This is a genomic window from Paraburkholderia sp. GAS42, assembly GCF_050436565.1.
GTDB lineage: Bacteria > Pseudomonadota > Gammaproteobacteria > Burkholderiales > Burkholderiaceae > Paraburkholderia.
The window spans coordinates 459,615-478,593 of sequence record NZ_JBNDML010000001.1 but is presented as its reverse complement, the minus strand read 5'-3'; the positions used below and the strand labels follow the sequence as shown (position 1 = coordinate 478,593).

19 protein-coding genes and 1 tRNA gene are annotated in these 18,979 nt (G+C 63.2%); 6 read left to right on the top strand and 14 right to left on the bottom strand.

All coding sequences use genetic code 11. The features are described 5' to 3' along the window. Nucleotides 1–9: 9 nt before the first annotated feature. Nucleotides 10–1,311, bottom strand: coding sequence for an EAL domain-containing protein (locus P3T16_RS02210; RefSeq protein WP_429254984.1), 1,302 nt, complete (start codon nt 1,309–1,311; stop codon nt 10–12). Nucleotides 1,312–1,692: 381 nt separating this feature from the next. On the opposite strand from P3T16_RS02210, the gene P3T16_RS02205 reads away from it, so the two are divergent. After that, nucleotides 1,693–3,333, top strand: coding sequence for a Na+/H+ antiporter (locus P3T16_RS02205; protein ID WP_429341000.1), 1,641 nt, complete (start codon nt 1,693–1,695; stop codon nt 3,331–3,333). Nucleotides 3,334–3,397: 64 nt separating this feature from the next. Here the strand turns inward: P3T16_RS02205 and P3T16_RS02200 are convergent, their stop codons facing one another. Together P3T16_RS02200 and P3T16_RS02195 are read right to left on the bottom strand one after the other, a co-directional pair. Then, the gene (locus P3T16_RS02200) at nt 3,398–4,705 is read right to left on the bottom strand and encodes a solute carrier family 23 protein (RefSeq protein ID WP_429340999.1); all 1,308 of its coding nucleotides are present in this window, start codon (nt 4,703–4,705) and stop codon (nt 3,398–3,400) included. Between the two features lie 161 nt (nt 4,706–4,866). Continuing rightward, nucleotides 4,867–5,538, bottom strand: coding sequence for a TetR/AcrR family transcriptional regulator (locus P3T16_RS02195; RefSeq protein ID WP_429340998.1), 672 nt, complete (start codon nt 5,536–5,538; stop codon nt 4,867–4,869). 69 nt (nt 5,539–5,607) lie between these two features. On the opposite strand from P3T16_RS02195, the gene P3T16_RS02190 reads away from it, so the two are divergent. Continuing rightward, nucleotides 5,608–6,249, top strand: a complete 642-nt coding sequence (locus tag P3T16_RS02190; protein ID WP_429254988.1) for a glutathione binding-like protein — start codon at nt 5,608–5,610, stop codon at nt 6,247–6,249. A gap of 93 nt (nt 6,250–6,342) precedes the next feature. Here P3T16_RS02190 and P3T16_RS02185 read toward each other — a convergent pair whose 3' ends face one another. From P3T16_RS02185 to P3T16_RS02145, 9 genes are all read right to left on the bottom strand, one after another. Further along, entirely contained in the window at nt 6,343–7,908 is a 1,566-nt protein-coding gene (locus tag P3T16_RS02185) for a methyl-accepting chemotaxis protein (protein WP_429340997.1), read from the bottom strand. Nucleotides 7,909–8,272: 364 nt separating this feature from the next. Then, nucleotides 8,273–9,784 (bottom strand): sensor domain-containing diguanylate cyclase, encoded by a 1,512-nt coding sequence (locus P3T16_RS02180; protein ID WP_429341062.1) that lies wholly within the window; start codon nt 9,782–9,784, stop codon nt 8,273–8,275. 384 nt (nt 9,785–10,168) lie between these two features. Next, entirely contained in the window at nt 10,169–10,384 is a 216-nt protein-coding gene (locus tag P3T16_RS02175) for a DUF6900 domain-containing protein (RefSeq protein WP_429254990.1), read from the bottom strand. Beyond that, entirely contained in the window at nt 10,381–10,638 is a 258-nt protein-coding gene (locus tag P3T16_RS02170) for a hypothetical protein (RefSeq protein WP_429340996.1), read from the bottom strand. Before P3T16_RS02170 ends, P3T16_RS02175 begins: the two co-directional genes overlap by 4 nt. Nucleotides 10,639–10,876: 238 nt before the next feature. Then, a tRNA-Ala gene (locus P3T16_RS02165) sits at nt 10,877–10,952 on the bottom strand. Nucleotides 10,953–11,062: 110 nt separating this feature from the next. Next, nucleotides 11,063–11,431 (bottom strand): c-type cytochrome, encoded by a 369-nt coding sequence (locus P3T16_RS02160; protein WP_429341061.1) that lies wholly within the window; start codon nt 11,429–11,431, stop codon nt 11,063–11,065. Continuing rightward, nucleotides 11,431–12,216: a BON domain-containing protein gene (locus P3T16_RS02155; RefSeq protein ID WP_429340995.1), complete on the bottom strand. Its 786-nt coding sequence runs from the start codon at nt 12,214–12,216 to the stop codon at nt 11,431–11,433. Before P3T16_RS02155 ends, P3T16_RS02160 begins: the two co-directional genes overlap by 1 nt. Nucleotides 12,217–12,234: 18 nt before the next feature. Then, nucleotides 12,235–12,822 (bottom strand): phosphoheptose isomerase, encoded by a 588-nt coding sequence (locus tag P3T16_RS02150; RefSeq protein ID WP_429255018.1) that lies wholly within the window; start codon nt 12,820–12,822, stop codon nt 12,235–12,237. A gap of 192 nt (nt 12,823–13,014) precedes the next feature. Continuing rightward, entirely contained in the window at nt 13,015–13,455 is a 441-nt protein-coding gene (locus P3T16_RS02145) for a YraN family protein (RefSeq protein WP_429341060.1), read from the bottom strand. A 37-nt stretch (nt 13,456–13,492) separates the two neighbouring features. On the opposite strand from P3T16_RS02145, the gene rsmI reads away from it, so the two are divergent. Next, complete coding sequence (rsmI, locus tag P3T16_RS02140; RefSeq protein ID WP_429340994.1) at nt 13,493–14,365, top strand: 16S rRNA (cytidine(1402)-2'-O)-methyltransferase; 873 nt, start codon at nt 13,493–13,495, stop codon at nt 14,363–14,365. A 76-nt stretch (nt 14,366–14,441) separates the two neighbouring features. On the opposite strand, the gene P3T16_RS02135 is transcribed toward rsmI, so the two are convergent. After that, entirely contained in the window at nt 14,442–15,050 is a 609-nt protein-coding gene (locus P3T16_RS02135) for a septal ring lytic transglycosylase RlpA family protein (protein WP_429255020.1), read from the bottom strand. 627 nt (nt 15,051–15,677) lie between these two features. Here P3T16_RS02135 and P3T16_RS02130 point away from each other — a divergent pair. From P3T16_RS02130 to P3T16_RS02120, 3 genes are all read left to right on the top strand, one after another. Further along, nucleotides 15,678–16,322 carry an MBL fold metallo-hydrolase gene (locus P3T16_RS02130; RefSeq protein ID WP_429340993.1) on the top strand — a complete coding sequence of 215 codons (645 nt, stop codon included), beginning with the start codon at nt 15,678–15,680 and terminating at the stop codon, nt 16,320–16,322. Continuing rightward, complete coding sequence (locus tag P3T16_RS02125) at nt 16,319–16,945, top strand: exonuclease (protein ID WP_429340992.1); 627 nt, start codon at nt 16,319–16,321, stop codon at nt 16,943–16,945. Before P3T16_RS02130 ends, P3T16_RS02125 begins: the two co-directional genes overlap by 4 nt. 98 nt (nt 16,946–17,043) lie before the next feature. Continuing rightward, the gene (locus P3T16_RS02120) at nt 17,044–17,502 is read left to right on the top strand and encodes an Lrp/AsnC family transcriptional regulator (protein WP_429255023.1); all 459 of its coding nucleotides are present in this window, start codon (nt 17,044–17,046) and stop codon (nt 17,500–17,502) included. Between the two features lie 88 nt (nt 17,503–17,590). On the opposite strand, the gene P3T16_RS02115 is transcribed toward P3T16_RS02120, so the two are convergent. After that, the gene (locus P3T16_RS02115; protein ID WP_429340991.1) at nt 17,591–18,847 is read right to left on the bottom strand and encodes a cation diffusion facilitator family transporter; all 1,257 of its coding nucleotides are present in this window, start codon (nt 18,845–18,847) and stop codon (nt 17,591–17,593) included. Nucleotides 18,848–18,979 lie beyond the last annotated feature (132 nt).

The following is an 18,979-nucleotide window of genomic DNA, read 5'->3' as shown; positions in this document are numbered from 1 at the left end:
CGCCACGATCTAGATCATCGCGTGCGGGGAGCTGACCTCCTCGCCCTCGTGATGCCAGTCTATATCGCCGCACAGCACGGCCATCCGTTCACCAACGCGCGTGGCGATCGAAAGCGTCACGCACAGCGTTGCCTCGTTGATCGACAGATACGGCCGCGTCACCTGCACGCGTTGCGGCTCGCGGATCGCCGCGCGGAAATACGGCCGGCGTAGCCAGCTCGCACCTTTCGCATCCGAGAGCGGCAGGAAGCGCGACATCTGCACCGCGCGATCGGCGCGCAGCACCACGTTGCGCTCCGATTGACGGCCATTGTCGTCAAGCAGGAAGCAGCGCGCCGCATGATCGAGTGACAGGAAATTCCAGCAGACCTCATCGAGTGGCTCACCGGCGGCGAGCCGCTCGGCCGCGCGCTCGAATGCACGCACATACGGCGCGAGCCGCGACGCGTCGCGCTTCTCGCGCATCTCAGTCAGCGTGCGGTTGCGCTCCGTCAAACCACTGATCACCGCGGACGTCGCGCACGCATCGGCGAGCAGCGCGCTCGGCCGGCCGAAGTAAAAGCCTTGTACGAAGTCGGCATCGCAGGCGAGCGCCATCAGCGCTTCGCTTTCCGTCTCGATGCCCTCGACCAGCACCAGCTTGCCCGCCTCATGCAGCAGCGAGACAAGACCCGGCAGTATCGACGAACCTTGCGGCCGGATCGCGCCGGGCGCGAGCAGCGAACGGTCGAGCTTGACGATGTCTGGATTCAGTTGCCAGACCCGCTCGACGTTCGAATGCCCCGCGCCGAAATCATCGAGCGCGATCAGGAAGCCACGCTCGCGGAACTGGCGCACGGCGTCCGCGAGACGTTCCAGATCGTCGGCGCGCTGCTCGAGCACTTCGAGCACGATGCGGCGCGGCGGCAGATCAAGTCGCTTCAGGTTCGCGAGCAGGGCGGCCGCGTGATACGGATCCGTCAGCGCGCCCGGATGCACGTTCAGAAACAGCCATTCGCGCTCGGCGCCGAGCGCCTTGAAGTTCTCGAGATGCAGCGACTGCGCAAGCCGGTCGACCTGCAGCACGTCGCCGATACGGGCCGCCTGGCCAAAGACGTCGAGCGGCGAAACCGGCCGGTCGAGCGAATCGTGCGCGCGCAGAAGCCCCTCGTAGCCGACCGCACGCATGTGCGAAAGACTGAAAATTGGCTGGAACACGCTCGTGAGCTCCAGATCCCCATGGCGCGTCGAAAACCGCTCCAGCCCCGAAGTGAAACTGACCTCGAAGCCGTGCGGTGCGACCGCTGTCGTGTCCTGCTGCGCAATGCTCATGCAATCCTCTCACGCGCGAGTGGAACGATCCTGTCGAGGAACGACCGGGCTGGCTCCATTCTCAAAATGTGCGTCATGATCACCTGATAAGCAAGCTCCGTGCGCACGCTGGCACACGTATCGCGTTAGTTCGCGCGCCACCTTGCAGCGACTGTAAGGTCCGTGCGTCGAGCAGGGGCGTGGACCGCACCGTAACGGTGCATCGGGCCAGGCGGCGCAGCAGGCAAAGTGTGCGCCAGACGACAGTTTAGTAAGCGCCGGGCTACACTCCGGGCTTGTGTGCCTGTAGCAGGCAGAGCCTGTCGCCTTGCGCGGAAAACGCCCTCCTTTACGCTGCTTTAGCCCCCGCTTTAACCCATTTATCCGCCTCGCTCGAATCCGATGGAAATCGTTTTTACCGTTCTGATTTTGCTCCTTTCGGTGGCAGTCTCGGGTCTTCTGCTCCGGCTGCTGCCGTTCAAGTTGCCGCTTCCGCTGATCCAGATCGCGATCGGCGCGCTGCTCGCCTGGCCGAAGTTCGGCCTGCATGTCACGTTCGATCCCGACATCTTCATGGTGCTGTTCATTCCGCCGCTGTTATTCGCGGATGGCTGGCGGATTCCGAAGCGCGAGTTCTTCATGCTGCGGCGCGCGATCCTGATGCTAGCGCTTGGGCTCGTGTTCATGACAGTGCTCGTGGTCGGCTACTTCGTGCACACACTCGTGCCCGTGATCCCGTTGCCGGTCGCGTTTGCGCTGGCCGCCGTGCTGTCGCCGACCGACGCCGTCGCGCTGACCGGCATCGTCGGCAGAGGGCGGATTGCGCCGCAGCTGATGCATATCCTCGAAGGCGAAGCGCTGATGAATGACGCGTCCGGCCTCGTCGCGCTGAAGTTCGCCATCGCGGCGGCGCTGACCGGTGTGTTTTCGCTGCGCGATGCGTCGATCAGCTTCGTGATCATCGCTGCCGGCGGACTCGCCACGGGCGCGGCAGTCGGCTGGCTGTTCAGCTTCGTCTCGTCGCGTTATCTGAACGTCACCGAAGAAGGCGATCCCGCGCCGGGCGTCGTGATGACGCTGCTGATTCCGTTCGCGTCCTATCTGTTCGCCGAGCACTTCGGGTGGTCGGGCATTCTTGCGGCCGTCGCCGCCGGGATGATGATGAATTACACCAGCATCATGCACGTCGGGCCGGTCTCCTCGCGTATACGCGCCGCGAGCACGTGGACGATGATCGAGTTCGTCTTCAACGGTATGGTGTTCATTCTGCTCGGGCTGCAGTTCCCGCATATCCTCGGCGAGGCGTTGCTCGACGCACATCACACCAGCGACGCACAGATGTTGCTGCTGATCGGCTACGTGGCCGCGGTGCTGCTCATGCTGTACGTGCTGCGCTACGCGTGGGTCTGGCTGTTGCGCCTGTATGCGAGCCGAAGCGCCGCGCGCAAAGGCGTGACGAACGCGGTGCCGGGCGTGCGGATGGTCGCGATAACGACGGTCGCCGGCGTGCGCGGCGCCGTCACACTGGCCGGCGTGCTATCGCTGCCGGTCACGTTGCCGGGACGCGACGTCGCGATCTTCATCGCATCGGGCGTGATTCTGGCGTCGCTGCTGGTCGCTGTGGTCTTGCTGCCGCTCATCACGCACGGCGGCCGGCGCGATCCTCACGCCGCCGAAGAAAAGCTCGCGCGCACACATGCGGCGCAGGCCGCGATCCGCGCCGTCGACGACCTGCACGAAACGGTCAATGCCGGTCTCGATGAATCGGAGTCGGCGTATGCCGCGGACGTGACCGCACGTGTGATGGATATTTACCGTCGTCGGCTCGCCACGCTGGGCGAGGAAGGCGAGCGTTCGGCGCTCGCCCGCGAGGCAGAAGCGCTGGAGTTGCGGATGCGCGTCGCCGCGATTCGCGCCGAGCGCGCGGCCCTGGTCGCGCTGCGCGGGGAGCAGAAGATCAACGACGAAACGCTGACGCGGCTGATGCGCGAAGTGGATCTGTCCGAGACGGCGTTGACCACCCGCGGCCGGGCGCGCGGGTGATTCCAGGCTGACGCAATGCGCATGCCGCCGGATCTGGCGACGCGCGCCTCGATCACACTTTCGCCTAAACCACCGGCTGCTGCGCCGGCTTGCGACGCAACAACGCGTACAGGATGATTGCGCCGAACGTGGCCGTACCGATTCCGCCCAGCCCGAACCCGCCGAGTTTCAGCGTGAAATCGCCCGCGCCCAGCACGAGCGTGACGGCCGCGACGATCAGGTTACGGTTATCGGAAAAGTCGACCTTGTTGACGACCCAGATGCGCGCGCCCGTTACCGCGATCAATCCGAACACGACGATCGACACACCACCCAGCACCGGCCCCGGAATCGTATGGATGACCGCACCGAACTTCGGCGAGAAGCCGAGCACGAGCGCGATCAACGCCGCGATCACAAAGACGAGCGTCGAATAGATTTTGGTGACCGCCATGACGCCGATGTTTTCGGCGTACGTCGTGACACCCGTGCCGCCAGCGAAACCCGACACGATAGTCGCGAGGCCGTCGCCGATAAACGCGCGGCCGACGTAGCCGTCGAGGTTCCGCCCGGTCATCGCGCTGACGGCCTTGATGTGGCCGAGGTTTTCCGCGACGAGGATCACCGCGACTGGCGCGATCAGCGTCATCGCCGGCAGGTCGAACACGGGCGCCGTGAAGTGCGGCATGCCGAACCACGCGGCATTCGCGACCATGGCGAAGTCGATTGGCTTGCCCATGCCGAGCCCGTTCGTAACGATCGCGTAGATCACGTACGCGATCAGCAGACCGACGAGAATCAGCAGGCGCTGCAGCATGCCGCGCGCAAACACCGCGACGGCGCCGACACACAGCACGGTCACGAGCGCCATCCACGCATCGAACGCGTTCGCGCTCACGCCCTTCACGGCGATCGGCGCGAGATTCAAGCCGATCACCGCGACAATCGCGCCGGTGACGACGGGCGGCATCAGCGTCTCGATCCACTTCGTGCCGATCGCCGACACGATGAAGCCGATGATCGCGTACACGATGCCGCACGCGATGATCCCGCCGAGCGCCACCGGAATGTTCAGGTTCGGACCTTGTCCGCCGTAACCGGTCACCGCGATGACGAGGCCAATAAACGCGAAGCTCGAACCGAGGTAGCTCGGCACGCGTCCGCCGACGAGCACGAAAAACAACAGCGTGCCGATGCCCGACATGAAGATGCAGAGATTTGGATCGAAGCCCATCAGGAGCGGCGCGAGCACCGTCGCGCCGAACATCGCGACCACGTGCTGGATGCCCATCGCGAACATCTGCGGCCACGCAAGCCGCTCGTCGGTTCCGACGACGAGGCCCTCGATGGCTTGCGGCTGGACGCGCCAGCGGGGAAAGTACGAGTCGGCCATGGCGGGAGGTCTCCTTGAGTCGCTGTAAAAGTGAATATGCGCCGCGCGGGCGGCGCTGTTCTGGAATTACGCGCGAGTGTACGGAGCGGGCTTGCCGATGACAAGCCGTGAGGTTGCTTCTCAAGCCGATCGGTTAGTCGCGACGCCAGTCATGGCGTCGGTCACTTTCCCTTGCGACGGGGTTTCGCCGGTTCGATATCCGGTCCAGCCGCGGTCCCGCAGATCAGCGCCACGCCAGCGGCGGCCGTCGCGCGCAGCGACGCTCGCGTGTCGCCCGCACGCGAGCGCAACGCGAGGCTGTGCATGATCGCGGAAGCCACTCTCGCTAGCACGGCAGCGTCGGCATTCGGGTTGAGTTCTCCCTGCGCCTGCGCGCGTACCAGCCGCGTTTCGAGCGCGCCATCGAAGGTCCGCAAGCCCTCGGCGAGCTTCGCGCGCACCTCGGCATCGACCTTCGATTCCACTACCGCCGTGCCGATCAGAAAGCATCCGCGCGGCTCGCCGCCGGCCGGCAGATAGGTCGCGAGCGCCGTGTCGTAGACGCGCTGTAAAGCCTGCGCCAACGGCAGATCGCCGCCGAGCGCAGCTTCCATTGCTTTAAGTCCCGCGTCGATGTAGCCGTCGAGCGTGGTCAGATAGAGCGCGTGTTTGTCGCCAAATGCGCCGTACAGGCTCGGGCGGTTCATGCCCGTCGCGACGCTCAGATCATCGAGCGACGTGCCCGAATAGCCACCTTGCCAGAATGCATGGGTTGCGCTGGCGATCGCTTCGTCCGGGTCATAGGCGCGTGGCCTTCCCCGTGAACGTCTATCTGTTTTTGTACCGTTATGCATAAAATATATGGCGCCGATTAATTTTGTTCACTATAGTACAAAACTCAAACCGATGACTGGAGACGCCAGATGGATCTGTATTTTTCCCCACTCGCCTGTTCGCTCGCTACCCGGATTGCGCTGTACGAGGCGGGTGCGGACGCCAGCTATATTCAGGTCGACACGAAGAAGAAGCGCGTCAGCGACGGGTCCGATTTCTATGCGGTCAGCCCGCTTGGGCAGGTGCCTGTGTTGCGCACCGACGAGGGCTGGTTGCTGACCGAAAACACGGCAATCCTGCCGTATGTCGCGGACCAGTTTCCCGACGCGCAACTCGCGCCAGCGCCCGGCACGGGTGAGCGCGCAAAGTTGCAGCAGTGGCTTGGCTTCGTCAGCACGGAGTTGCATAAGGCGGTGTTCGTGCCGCTGCTCGATCCGACGGCGCCGGAAGATGTCGTGAACTACGCACGCAAGCGGGTGCCGTTGCGGCTTGGCGTGCTGGACGCGCATCTCGGTTCGCGTGAGTTTGTGCTGGACCGGTTCACGGTGGCGGATGCGTATCTCGTCCCTGTGCTGAACTGGGCGCAGTACTCGGGCGTGAGTCTGGCGCAATGGCCGTCGGTGGATGCGTATTACCAGCGGATCGCGCAGCGTCCTGCGGCCGCGAAAGCCCTGGCTGAAGAGATGGCGTTGTATCTCGAAGAGCTTGCCCGCGAGAAGGCCGAAGCTTAGGAAGCCTGTGCCTGCGTCGGTGCTTTGGGTGGCGAAGCATGTACGCTTCGCCACCTGCGTGAGTCATGGGTTCAGACGGTTTTGACAGTCCGGTCAGACTGCACGCGCCTTCACGGTGAACACCGAAACGGCCGATTTCAACTGCTGCGCCTGATCGGCCATCGAACCCGCCGCAGCTGCGGCCTGTTCGACCAGTGCCGCATTTTGCTGCGTCACTTCATCCATCTGCGCGACCGCGCGGTTCACCTGTTCGATGCCGGGGCTCTGCTCGCTCGACGCCGCCGAAATCTCACCCATGATATCGGTCACGCGTTTTACGGCGTGCGTGACTTCGGCCATCGTCTGGCCGGCGCGCTCGGCGAGTTCGGCGCCGCTGCCCACACGCGTCGTCGAGTTCTCGATCAGTTCCTTGATCTCCTTCGCCGACAGCGCGCTGCGCTGCGCAAGCGAGCGCACTTCGCCCGCGACGACGGCGAAGCCGCGTCCCTGCTCGCCGGCGCGCGCCGCTTCGACGGCCGCGTTCAGCGCCAGGATGTTGGTCTGGAATGCGATGCCTTCAATGACCGCGATGATGTCCGTCATCCGCTTCGAGCCTGCAGCCAGTTCGCGCATCGTCTCGACCACATCGCCGACGAGACTGCTGCCCCGCGCGGCCACTTCCGATGCGCCGTGCGCGACGCCGCTCGCCTGCTGCGCGTTGTCCGCGTTCTGGCGCACGGTGGCGGTGAGCTGTTCCATGCTGGAGGCCGTTTCTTCCAGCGATGCCGCCTGCTCTTCAGTGCGCTGCGACAGGTCGGCGTTGCCCTGCGCGATTTCGCCCGACGCAATCAGGATCGACTCGCTCGATACGCTGATGCCGCCGACGACGCCCGCCAGCCGCTCACGCATATATCCGAGCGCGAAGAGCAGACTGTTGTTATCGCCGGCGCGGGTATCGACGCGCACCGCAAGATCGCCGCTGGCGATGCGGTTCGCAATTTCCATCGCGTAGTCCGGCTCGCCACCGAGCTGCCGCGACAGACGGCGCGCGATCAGCCACGCGAGCCACATGCCGGTGATCATCGAAGCGAGCACCAGCGTCGTCATGACGAGGCGCATGCGCTCGTAGCGCGTGGTGGCTTCAGCCTGCGCGTCGATTGCGCGCTGGCGGCGATATTCGATGACGACCGTGATGCGCTCGCGCATCGCGACACTCGCCGCAATCGCGCGGCGCACGAGTTCCGCGTTGTCGACACCTGCGGGTATCGGATCGAGCCCGATCTGCTGACGCACGATGCCTTCCCAGACGGTATTCGCTTTCAGCACGTCATCGAGCAGAACCTGGCCCTTGCCGGTCGTGATGGTCGCTGTATAGCGATCGAAGGCCGAATGCATCTCCTTCAACGAAACGACGATCTCATCTTTCAGACGCTGACGGCCGGCATCGTCGGCGGCGTAGCCGAGATTCGCGGCGGCGAGGTCCGTGTCGACCTTATGGCGGTTCGCCTCTTCCATCCAGTAGAGGCCGTCCATGTAACGGCCGCCGATCGCGTCGGTGAGTTCGTGCAGCGCCGAGAGCGCCGTGATGCCAGCGACACCCGTCACGACACCGAAACCCGTGACGAGCGCAAACGCCAGCAACAGCTTTCTCAACACAGTCATACGATCAAACCACTTCATTTCACCCGCCTTTTTGCACATCTGGAATTGGGAGATGTCTCGCCCTGCATGACATGGACATCCGGTTCGCACCACTCGTTTACGGCCTCAAATCTGGCCGCTTGATGCTCAAATATCCGGAATTAACGGCTACAGATGAACAATGAAAGGGGAACGAAAGCGGCGCTCGTGTCGGGCGACAGCGCAGGCCAATGATTGGGATTCCTCTGATGTTTATGATGCGGGCGCGTGACTACACTGCAAACGCTGCGTGACCCCATGAGTAGCGCAAGCATCGTTGTACCTCTCCGACTTGCCGTTCACGTCTCCCCGGCGTGAACGGTTTTTTTTCGTCCGTCGCTTCCGGGTTTGATTTGATGAAGCACTATCCGTCCGGCTGCTCCGCAACCGCACGCTCCTCCACCCGCGCGCCGACCGGCCACGCGCTGACACGATTCCGGCCCGTATCTTTTGCCTCGTACAGCGCCGTATCGGCGGCGTTGATCATTGCGCGGCAGGTGCCGAAGCGCTGCTTCTCCGTGCTGGCGATGCCGATACTGATCGTCAGTACGTGATGCGCGCCCGCGACATGGCGCATCTGCAACGCCTGCACCGCCGCACGAATGCTCTCGGCGATGCGCGCCGCGCCCGCTTCACCTGTATTCGGCAACAGCACGATGAACTCCTCGCCGCCATAGCGCACCGCGCTGTCGCCCGGACGCCGCGCCGTGCCGGCGATGCAGCGCGCCACGGCGACGAGCGCGTCGTCGCCGGCGGAATGGCCGTACAGGTCGTTGAAACCCTTGAAGTTGTCGACGTCGAGCATCAGCATCGACAGCGGCCGCCCGGTGCGCTGCGCGCGCCGCCATTCCGTCTCGACGATCTCTTCGAACGCGCGACGGTTGTGCAGGCCGGTGAGGCCGTCGGTGCGCGCCAGCATGCGCAACTCTTCTTCCGCCTCCATACGCCGTCGCAACTGCTGCGAGAACAGCACCGCAAGCGTAACCAGCGCGACATCGACCGCAGCTATCAGCGAGCCAAGGATCCATGCGCGACGGCGCCACTCGGCGTAGATGTCGTGCGTCGCAATCGCGACGTCGAGAATCATCGGAAATCCCGCGATGTGGCGGAATGCGTACCAGCGCGGCACGCCGTCGATCGCGGCGGTGCCGAAGAAATCGCCGCTTGGCGATTGCGTAAAGCGCGTGTAGTTCGCCGTGCCCTGCAGGTTGCGACCGATGATCTTTTCGTCGAAAGGACGCCGCATCAGCATCGTGCCGTCAGCGAGCATCAGCGCCATCGAACCACCTTCGCCCAGATTCATCCCTTCGAACAGGTGCCGGAAATAGCTGAGGCGCATCGTGCCCGCCACGACGCCCGCGAAACTGCCGTCGGGATTCGAGAGCCGGCGGCTCAGCGCGATGCTGGCGGACTCGCCGGAAAAGGGCGGGACGAACGGCTTGCTGATGTACAGGCCGACATTCGCCGAGTCGCGATGCACACGGAAATAGTCGCGCCCGGAGATGTTCAGGCCGCGCGGCGGCACCGCCTGCGAATCGATGATTACGTTGCCGGCAGCATTGATCACAAGCAGCGAACCCAGATCCTTCGCGGTCGCCGAGCGGTCGAAGAGCACCATCTGGCGGATAGCCGGCGGCAGTTCCATCACACCCGGCTGCTGAAGCCCTTCGATGACAGCCTGCAGTGACAGGTCGTAGACCTCCAGATTGCGCGCCGTATCGCGCTCGACCAGCAGCGACACGTTGAACGCCGACTCCTGCGCGCGACGCAGCGCGTCCTTGCGCATCTCGAGCAGCACCCAGAGCGAGATCGCGAAGATGACGCCTGCCAGCGCGAGGCTGATGGCAATCACGGTGTTCGGTCGTCGCGTCACCATGTTCATAGGGGCTCGATCAGGCGCGAAACGCCGGACGCGTTGAAGGGGCGTCGATCACGGCCGCGACCCGTGGCCGGCGGCATCCGGTGAGAAAAGTCCGGAGACGACGCGTTTAATGCTGCGATTCGAGAGCATATCGGCGACCGGAAGGCGCCGATCCGTCGGAAAGGGGGGGTTTTTTACGGCAACTCAGCGCTTAGCGATTGGCCTGAGGAATCGCTTTTCGTGCGTTCTCGCACGGGCCAGCCGTTTTCCGGTATCGCGCCGACGCCCGTCAGACGCTCCGCCATGAACGATCGCAGCACGCGCACTGTTGCGGATAGACAGAATTGAAGGGATAGACGGATAAGGAAGGCGGCCCTTTCATGGACCGCCTTTTCGCTTCTAGCCGAAGCGCGTTTCGCCTGTTGCGCACAGGGTCCGGGCGCCAACCAGCAATCCGGCGTCGTAGGCGGCTTCGAGTGCGAGCGAGAGATTCTCGATGCTGACCACGCGAAAATCCGCAGTTGGCTTGCCCGTCGGTTGCAGCGAACTGATCCCCAACGTTTCGTGGGCGATCGATTGCAGGAGTTCGAGACGTTCGTCGTTCACGGTGTTCATCGCGCCTCCCTCCAGTTTTGGGTTAGCCAGCCGGCCGTGTGCCGGAATGTTGCGATCTTGCTGGGCCTGCGCTGCATCGCATCGCGCAGTTGCACGGAGGTGCGGTCGAACGTCGCAGGCGTGGCGCGCTCGAATGCATGGACGTGGCCTGGGTTCGCGATCAGATGCGACGAATGCACTGCGCCATGCGGCACAGCGAGGGCGACGGGTGCCTGTTTCCGAGAGGCCAGACGGGATTGCAGACGGGTTCTCATGATGTTTCTCTCGCTAGGAGAGATGCGATTTCCTCTCTTTATCTGATTGATGTCATTGCGTTTTTAAGAATAGAAGCCAGGAGAAGACGCAGTACGTGGTGCGCTGACGCAGTTTGAGGCTCTACTCCAAATTCAACTGTGCGCGAATGTCGCAGGGGAAAGGATTGTCGGCGCCGGAAATGAAAAAACCCCGACAGCCTGTGGCTATCGGGGTTCTTCGTGACGACTTGAATGTTCCTGGTGGAGCGGAGGAGGATCGAACTCCCGACCTTCGCATTGCGAACGCGACGCTCTCCCAGCTGAGCTACCGCCCCAACGACGCGTCGATTCTAGCACAAGGTTTTTTCGTTTTGCGATGCCCGGAAACGCTACCAAGGCGCGTCCAGAGCGCCTTCGCGCCGACTCCGTATCGCGGCACCTCACTTCACTTCGACGTCGGCGCCCCGGCCAGCACCCAGTCGACCACCGCGCGGATGTCCGCGTCGCTCATCGACGGATGCGCCGGCATTGGAATCGCGCCCCAGACACCAGAGCCGCCGTCCTTCACCTTCTTCACGAGTTTCGCGTTCGCCTGCGGATCGCCCTTGTATTTGCCGGCGATCTGCTGGAACGACGGCCCGACGAGCTTGCGGTCGACGGCATGACATCCCATGCACGCGTTACCCTGGGCGACAGTCAGCCCGCGCGGCGCGTCGGCGGCCAATGCAGGCGTCGATACAAGCGTCGATGCCAACGCGAGCATGCTGATGCCGACGCCCGCGGCGGCGCCGCGCATCATGCGACCTGCCACCATCACGGCGTCGTCGCCTTCGGATTACCCGGATGTACGGAGTTCGAGTTCGTCACGGGTGCCGGCGCCTGCGTATCGAGCGGACGCGAACTGACCGAAGAATCCGGCACCGCGCCGACGGTCGGATCGTTCGCCGGCGCCTGCGCCGCGCCCGAACCGCTCGCGGCGGTGGCCGCTGCCGCTTCCTGCGGCTGGATGTACTGGAACACCTTCACCACCTGCGTGACGCCCGACACGCGACTGGCGACATCCGCGCCGTGATTGCCTTCGTCGACGGTCACGAGGCCCATCAGATAGATATTGCCCCGCTCGCAGACCACCTTGTAGTTGTTCGCCGAAATGTCCTTCTCGGCGATCAGCGCGGTCTTTACGCGGCCTTCCAGATACGTGTCGTTCGTGCGCGACGTGTACGAGCTTGCCGGCGCGACCGCCAGTTCGTTGATGATCGCGTTCACGTTGTTGATCGTGCGCACGACGGCTTCGGCCTTCTGCTTCGATGCATCATCCGGCACTTCGCCCGTGATCAGAACGCGGCGGTTGAAAACGGTCACGTTGATGTGCGACGAGTCCGGCACGTTGTTATTGATCTGCGACAGCGCCTTCACCTGAATCTCGCGATCCTCGGTCTGCGCGCCAAGCGTGCGCCGATCGGTGGCAACCAGCGCGCCGCCGCCCGCCGCGCCCGCCACGGCCAGGAAACAGCCCTGCAAGGTCGCGGACAGCCCCGCTGCAAAACCGATTACCAGGACGGTTCTCACCAGTGTTTTCTTGACGCGGAATGCGCTCATCAACCCGTTCCCCTTAAATTAGTCTTCGCCCAGCAACATGGCATCGATGCCGTCGCACAGACAATGGATGGTCAGCAAATGCACTTCCTGAATGCGCGCCGTTCGATCGGACGGCACGCAGATGTGAATGTCGGTATCCGAAAGCATTTCGTCCATGCGCCCGCCGCCTTTGCCGGTCAGCGCCACGACGATCATTTCACGCTCGTGCGCGTCATCGATTGCGGCGAGCACGTTCGCCGAATTGCCCGACGTCGTGATCGCGAGCAGGATGTCGCCGGGCTGACCCAGCGCGCGGACCTGCTTCGAGAAGATCTGGTCGAACGAATAGTCGTTGGCGATAGCGGTGAGAACGGACGAATCGGTACTCAGCGCAATCGCGGGCAAGCCGGGCCGCTCGCGCTCGAAGCGGCCGATGAGTTCCGCGGCGAAATGCTGCGCGTCAGCCGCCGAGCCGCCGTTGCCACACGCGAGAATGCGATTGCCGTTGGCGAGAGCGGTGAACATCGTATCGACCGCCGCAGCGATCGGCATCGACAGGGTTTCGAGTGCTTCGAGTGTGACCGCCGCGCTATCACGGAAGTGTTGTTGAATGCGTTCGACTGACATCGAGTCTCTATCTTGTACTGCAAATTTAGCCTGCATCGAGGCACGCATGAATGCGCGCGGCGCGAGTTTCCGGCGACCTGTGAAGCGCGTGCAACGCGGACAACCGCCATGAGAACAGCATCGCGAAAGCCGGCGCCGGTCCGCACGCGTCCGCAAGTTTAGCGTACTCAAGCGAGCGCATATTACGTCGACTCACACTTCGTCCGCACGAAACGCATCGCGCAGCCACACAAGCCGGCCTGCTTCAAACGCAATCACATCGAAGCGGCACGCCGCTGTGCCCGATGTGCGCGTCATCAGATAGTGCTGCGCGGCATGCACGATACGTCGCTTCTTCTGCCAGCCGACGCTCGCCGCCGCGCCGCCATACTGCCTCTGGCTGCGCGCACGAACCTCGACAAACACCAGCGTGCCATCGCAATCGCGCATCACGAGGTCGATCTCGCCACCACGACACAACACGTTGCGCGCGACGAAGCGCAAACGCTGGCGTTGCAGGAAACCAAGCGCATGCGCCTCGAATGCTGCTCCGACGACATTGGACCGCCTGTATCCCGAAAAGTTGTCCGCGACACCAGGCGCACTCGCAACGTGGCGAACGCGCCCCGGAGCACGTGGCTGTGCGTGGCACAATGTCGGCCTTGCTTCGTCTGTCTGTGTCTTCTGCCTCATGACTCCTCTCACTGAACTTGCGCAAGGGCAGCAGTATCCTGCCGCCGCGCTGTATGTGGTCGCGACACCGATCGGCAATGTGGCCGACATCACGGTGCGCGCGCTGCATGTGCTTGGACTCGTGGACCGCATTGCCGCCGAAGACACGCGCAACACCGGCCAGCTGCTCGCGCGCTACGGCATCTCGAAGCCGCTCATCGCCGTGCATCAGCACAACGAAAGCACGGCTGCGCACCGCGTAATCGAGCATCTGCAGGCCGGCGAGCGGGTGGCCTACGTATCCGACGCCGGCACGCCCGGCATTTCGGACCCCGGCGCAAAGCTCGTCGACGCCGTGCGCGACGCTGGCTATTCCGTCGTCCCCCTGCCCGGTGCAAGCGCGCTTGCAACCGCACTCAGCGCGGCCGGCGACTGGGTTGCTACGTTTTCGTTTATCGGCTTTCTGCCGCCCAAGGCAAAACAACGCGCGACCGCGCTCGCCGAACTCGCCGCACACCCGCGCGCGTTGGTGTTCTACGAAGCGCCGCATCGCATCCTGGAAACCGTCCAGGCGCTCGCCGACGCACTCGGCGGCGAGCGGCGACTGCTCATTGCACGCGAGTTGACGAAGTTACATGAGTCGCTACATCGCTGCACCCTGGCCGAAGGGCCAACGTGGCTCGCGGCCGATCCGAACCGCCAGCGCGGCGAGTTCGTCGTGGTGGTGGAAGGCGCGCCGCCTGAAACATCGGGCGAGGCCGATCACGATGCGCTACTCGGCATCCTGATGGAAGAGATGTCGGTGAGCAGCGCGGCAAAAGTCGCTGCTGCCATCACCGGCACATCACGCAACGCGCTGTACGCGCGCGCGCTCACGCTCAAAAAAGACTAAGGGCCGCACAGAGGCGGCCCTTCGTTGAAGCACTCATCGGCTGACGTCCGTTCAGCCAGAAAACACGGCGTTCAGATTACTTTTCCGAGCTCGAAGCGTTCATAGCCAGCGTTTCGTCGCTGAGCGCCGCGCGCGCTTGCTGCGGCGACAACCCTTCGATCCTCACGCGCGCAGTGCCGACGTGCTGCATGTCGAGCGCCGAAGCGGCCGCGTACGAAAGGTCGATTACCCGGCTACGCACGAACGGACCGCGGTCGTTGATGCGGACGACAACCGAGCGAGACGTCGCCGGGTTCGTCACGCGCACGTATGATCCGAGCGGCAGCGTCTTGTGGGCTGCCGTCAGCGCATGCATGTCGTAGCGCTCACCGTTGGCGGTCTTGCGACCGTGGAAAAAGCGACCGTACCAGGAAGCGCGCCCGGTCTGACGGAAGTCTGAAACGTCGGGGCCCTTGTCGCCGAGCGCCTGGGCGTCAGCAAGCGACTTGCCGGCGTCCGCGGACCGATCGCCGAAGGTGGTCGTCGTGCCGGACGACTGCGGCGTGCCGGCGCTGGCCGTACGCGCATCCTTCGTGCCCAGCGGTGCGCCGCTGGTCTGATTGGCCGGGCCGGGCGGCATCGCGCACCCGGTCATGACCAGAAAAGCAAAAAGACTCCCGATACGTCGAGGTAATCGAGCATTCATAAGACGTGTTTTCACAATGTCGAGCCGCATCTCGCAAAAGTCTTGCGGGTTGCATGCGACTCCGGCGGCAAGGACAAAGCAAAACGCTGCGCTATTTTGCGCAGAGCTTCGGAAGCCCGGATGCGACAAACTCTGCCGCTACCGCACGGTTAGTTTTCACGTCTGGCGCAACCTGTCCCCGGCAGCCTGACCAGACCCCACAAGCCGCCATCGAACGTGGCAATCACGTTCTTGCGTGCAAAAAACAGCACGCAGGAACGGCGGCGTAGGCCCCATCCAGCGGCACGGCAGCGAGGCCGTTGCAGACGCGTTGCGTCTGGCTGGACAAGACGTGCGCATCGACCTCAGTCGATGCTTGATTTGCCGTCAAAACAGCACGGCACAAACTTGACGGCGACTAAAACACCCGCTCAATAAAGGGTGACACATCGCCAATTGGCAGCACGGTTTCGTGCACTATCGACCCATTATACCCAAAACATATCTTCCGCGCCCCGGACCACCTCAATCCGTCATTCATTTTCACTATGGATGCAAAAATGGACATTGTCGATATGCCATCTGGCCGGGCGGCGGCGCTTCCCGGTGGCCGGTACAATCGTGCTTTTGCAGCGGCCCGGCGTCCTTATGAAAGTCACCCTCATTCCAGTTACCCCGTTCCAGCAGAACAGCTCGCTGCTCGTTTGCGAGGCGACCGGGCGCGCGGTCGTCGTCGACCCGGGCGGCGACCTCGACGTCATCCAGCAGGAAGTCGAGCGCCAGAACGTCACAATCGAAAAGGTGCTGCTCACGCACGGCCACATCGACCACTGCGCTGGCGCGAAAGCCCTGGCTGACCATTACGGCGTGCAGATCGAAGGCCCGCACGAAGAGGAACGTTTCTGGATCGACCAGTTGCCCGCGCAAAGTGCGCGCTTCGGCTTTCCCGCAGCTCAGGCGTTCGTGCCCGACCGCTGGCTGCAGGACGGCGAGACGGTGGGCTTTGGAAATGAAACGCTCGAGGTCTATCACTGTCCGGGCCACACGCCAGGTCACGTGATTTTCTTCAGCCGCACGCATCGGCTCGCGATCGTCGGCGATGTGCTGTTCGCCGGCTCGATTGGTCGCACCGATTTTCCGCGCGGCAATCACGGCGACCTGATCCGTGCGATCCGCGAAAAACTCTGGCCGCTCGGCGACGACGTGACGTTTGTCCCCGGCCACGGACCGACGTCGACGTTCGGCGCCGAGCGTCGCACGAATCCGTACGTCGCTGACGGAGTCAACGCATGACCACTGAAATCTACGTAAGCACCGATGTGGAAGCGGACGGCCCGATTCCCGGGCCACATTCAATGCTGAGTTTCGCCTCGGCGGCATACACCGCGGACAAAAAGCTCGTCGCCACCTTCTCCGCGAATCTGGAGTTGCTGGATGGCGCGGCGCCGCACCCGGTCCAGGCGGCGTGGTGGCAGACGCAGCCTGACGCGTGGGCGGCATGTCGCAAGGATCTGCAGAAGCCCGACGCAGCGCTGAATGCCTACGTCGAGTGGGTCGAAGCGCTGCCAGGCAAGCCGGTTTTCGTCGCGATGCCGGCGGGCTTCGACTTCACCTTCATGTTCTGGTACATGATGCGTTTCACGGGGCGCTGCCCGTTCTCGTGGTCCGCGCTCGACATCAAGACGCTCGCGTTCGCGATGACCGGCCTGCCGTACCGCAAGTGCATCAAACCGCGCCTCCCGAAGCACTGGTTCGACGATCATCCGCACACGCACGTCGCGCTCGACGACGCCATCGAACAGGGCGCACTTTTCTGCAACATGCTGGCGGAATTGCGCGCCACGCAACAATTGGCGGCACAAGCGGCTGATAAGGACGCATCAGGACAAAACGTCGCCGACGCACCAGCAAATTAGGGAATCTCCCTCGTCAACCGCGTTTTACATTGCGTTTCGTTTTCGCGACCTCTACCATTCAGATTCAGGGACATGGCGTCGTAAAAACGGAGGCGCAGTTGACACTCGATACGTTCTCTCAAAAAATCCTGCGCCTTTTGCAGCTCGATGCACGCCGTTCCGTGCAGGAAATCTCAGATCAAGTCGGGCTCTCCAGCACACCGTGCTGGCGCCGCATCAAGGATATGGAGCAATCGGGCGTGATTCAGCGCTACACGGCGCTGCTCGATCGCGAGAAACTCGGTCTCCATGTTTGCGCGCTCGCCCATATTCATCTCACGCGGCATACCGAAGGCGGCGTCGAACAGTTCGAGCGGGAAATCGCGACCTGCCCTGAAGTGACCGAGTGTTACAGCACGACCGGCGAATCCGATTACATCCTGAAAATCGTCGCGCCGGATATCAAGGCCTACGATACGTTCCTGCACGACCGGATCTTCAAGATTCCGGCGGTCGCGCAGGTGCGCACGAGTGTCGTCCTGCGCGAAATCAAATTCGATACGCAATTGCCGCTTTAAACAGCCCGAATCGATGCAAATCCTTGCATGGCGCGCGCGGTGTGCGCGCGGTGTGGTGAAAGCGCGCGCAGTCGCAACGCAGGCGCGTTCAATCCGCGTCGTGACGCTCATGCTCGAAGGGTTGCGCCACCGGCGTGGGCCGGTCAGCCGGCGCGGCCGCCACACCTGATCCCGCCGAACCTTCCACCGCAGCCAGCGCACGCGCGACACTCACCCTGCGCGCGCCCAGCTTGCGCTTCAACGCCGTCAGATCGAATCCCGCAAGAAGGTGCGCATCGCCGGTTGCGCAATCGTCGCTTGCGGCCGCCGGCAGCGTCACTTCGACGTCCAGTCCCGTGCTGAGATAGTGAAGGTTGATCGCCTGCGGTTTCAAGTGATGCGCCGCGAATGCCGCTTCAACCTCCACGACGACGCGAGCGCGCGGCGGCAGATTGACGGCCGGCCGCGCCACCGCATCATTTTCAGGGTCGACGTGAATCAGCGCGTCGAGCACGCGATGATCGGTCAGCACCTTGATGCGCGCCGATTCCGCGATGTAATGGCCTTCTGAAACGGAAATACCCGGATCGACCAGGATATGCGCGTCGACGATCGCGAAGTCGCCCATCTTGCGCGTGCGCAATTCGTGCACGTCGCGCACGCCGGGGGTCGCCATCAGCAGGGCGCGGACGTCATCGGCGGAGGCTTCGTCGAGCGCGCGGTCGGACAGATCCTGAAGCGCGTCCCAACCGAACATCCAGCCCATGCGCGCGACCATGAAACCGACGATCGCGGCCGCGATCGGGTCGAGCAGGCGCACGCCTGCAAGGCTGCCGAGAATGCCAAGCGCCACCACCAGTGACGATGCCGCATCCGAACGTGCATGCCACGCGTTGGCGATCAGCATGGCCGAGCGCACGCGCTGCGCTTCGCGCAGCATGTAGCGAAAGAGGCCTTCCTTCGAAACGAGCACCAGCACAGCCACGAAGAGCGCGCTCATATGGACGGCGGGAATATCGTCGAGACTGGCGAGACGGGTTCCCGCGCGCCACAACATGCCGACGCCGACTGCAATCAGCAGTGCGCCAAGAAATAGTGACGCGACGGTTTCATACCGGCTGTGGCCGTAATTGTGATCGGCGTCGGGTTTCGCGCCGCTATGCCGGTTCGCCAGCAGGACGACAAAATCGGAAACCAGATCGGCAAGCGAATGGACACCATCAGCAACGAGCGCCTGTGAGTGTGCGATCACACCAATCACAATCTGGAGCGACATCAGCACGGCATTCAGCACGATACTGACGAACGTGCTCCGGCGCGCAACCTGATGTTTTTCCGCGGAAGGGTCGACGGCGGCGAGCGACATACGAAAGAAAAAGAATATTGGACGGTTTCATTTTACCGGCATTGCGTGGAACGCGAGGTTAATTCCGAAAATTTCCCTTTCAAATCAGCCGGTTATAAAAACGCGAAGCATTCGTATTCCGCTCACGATGGA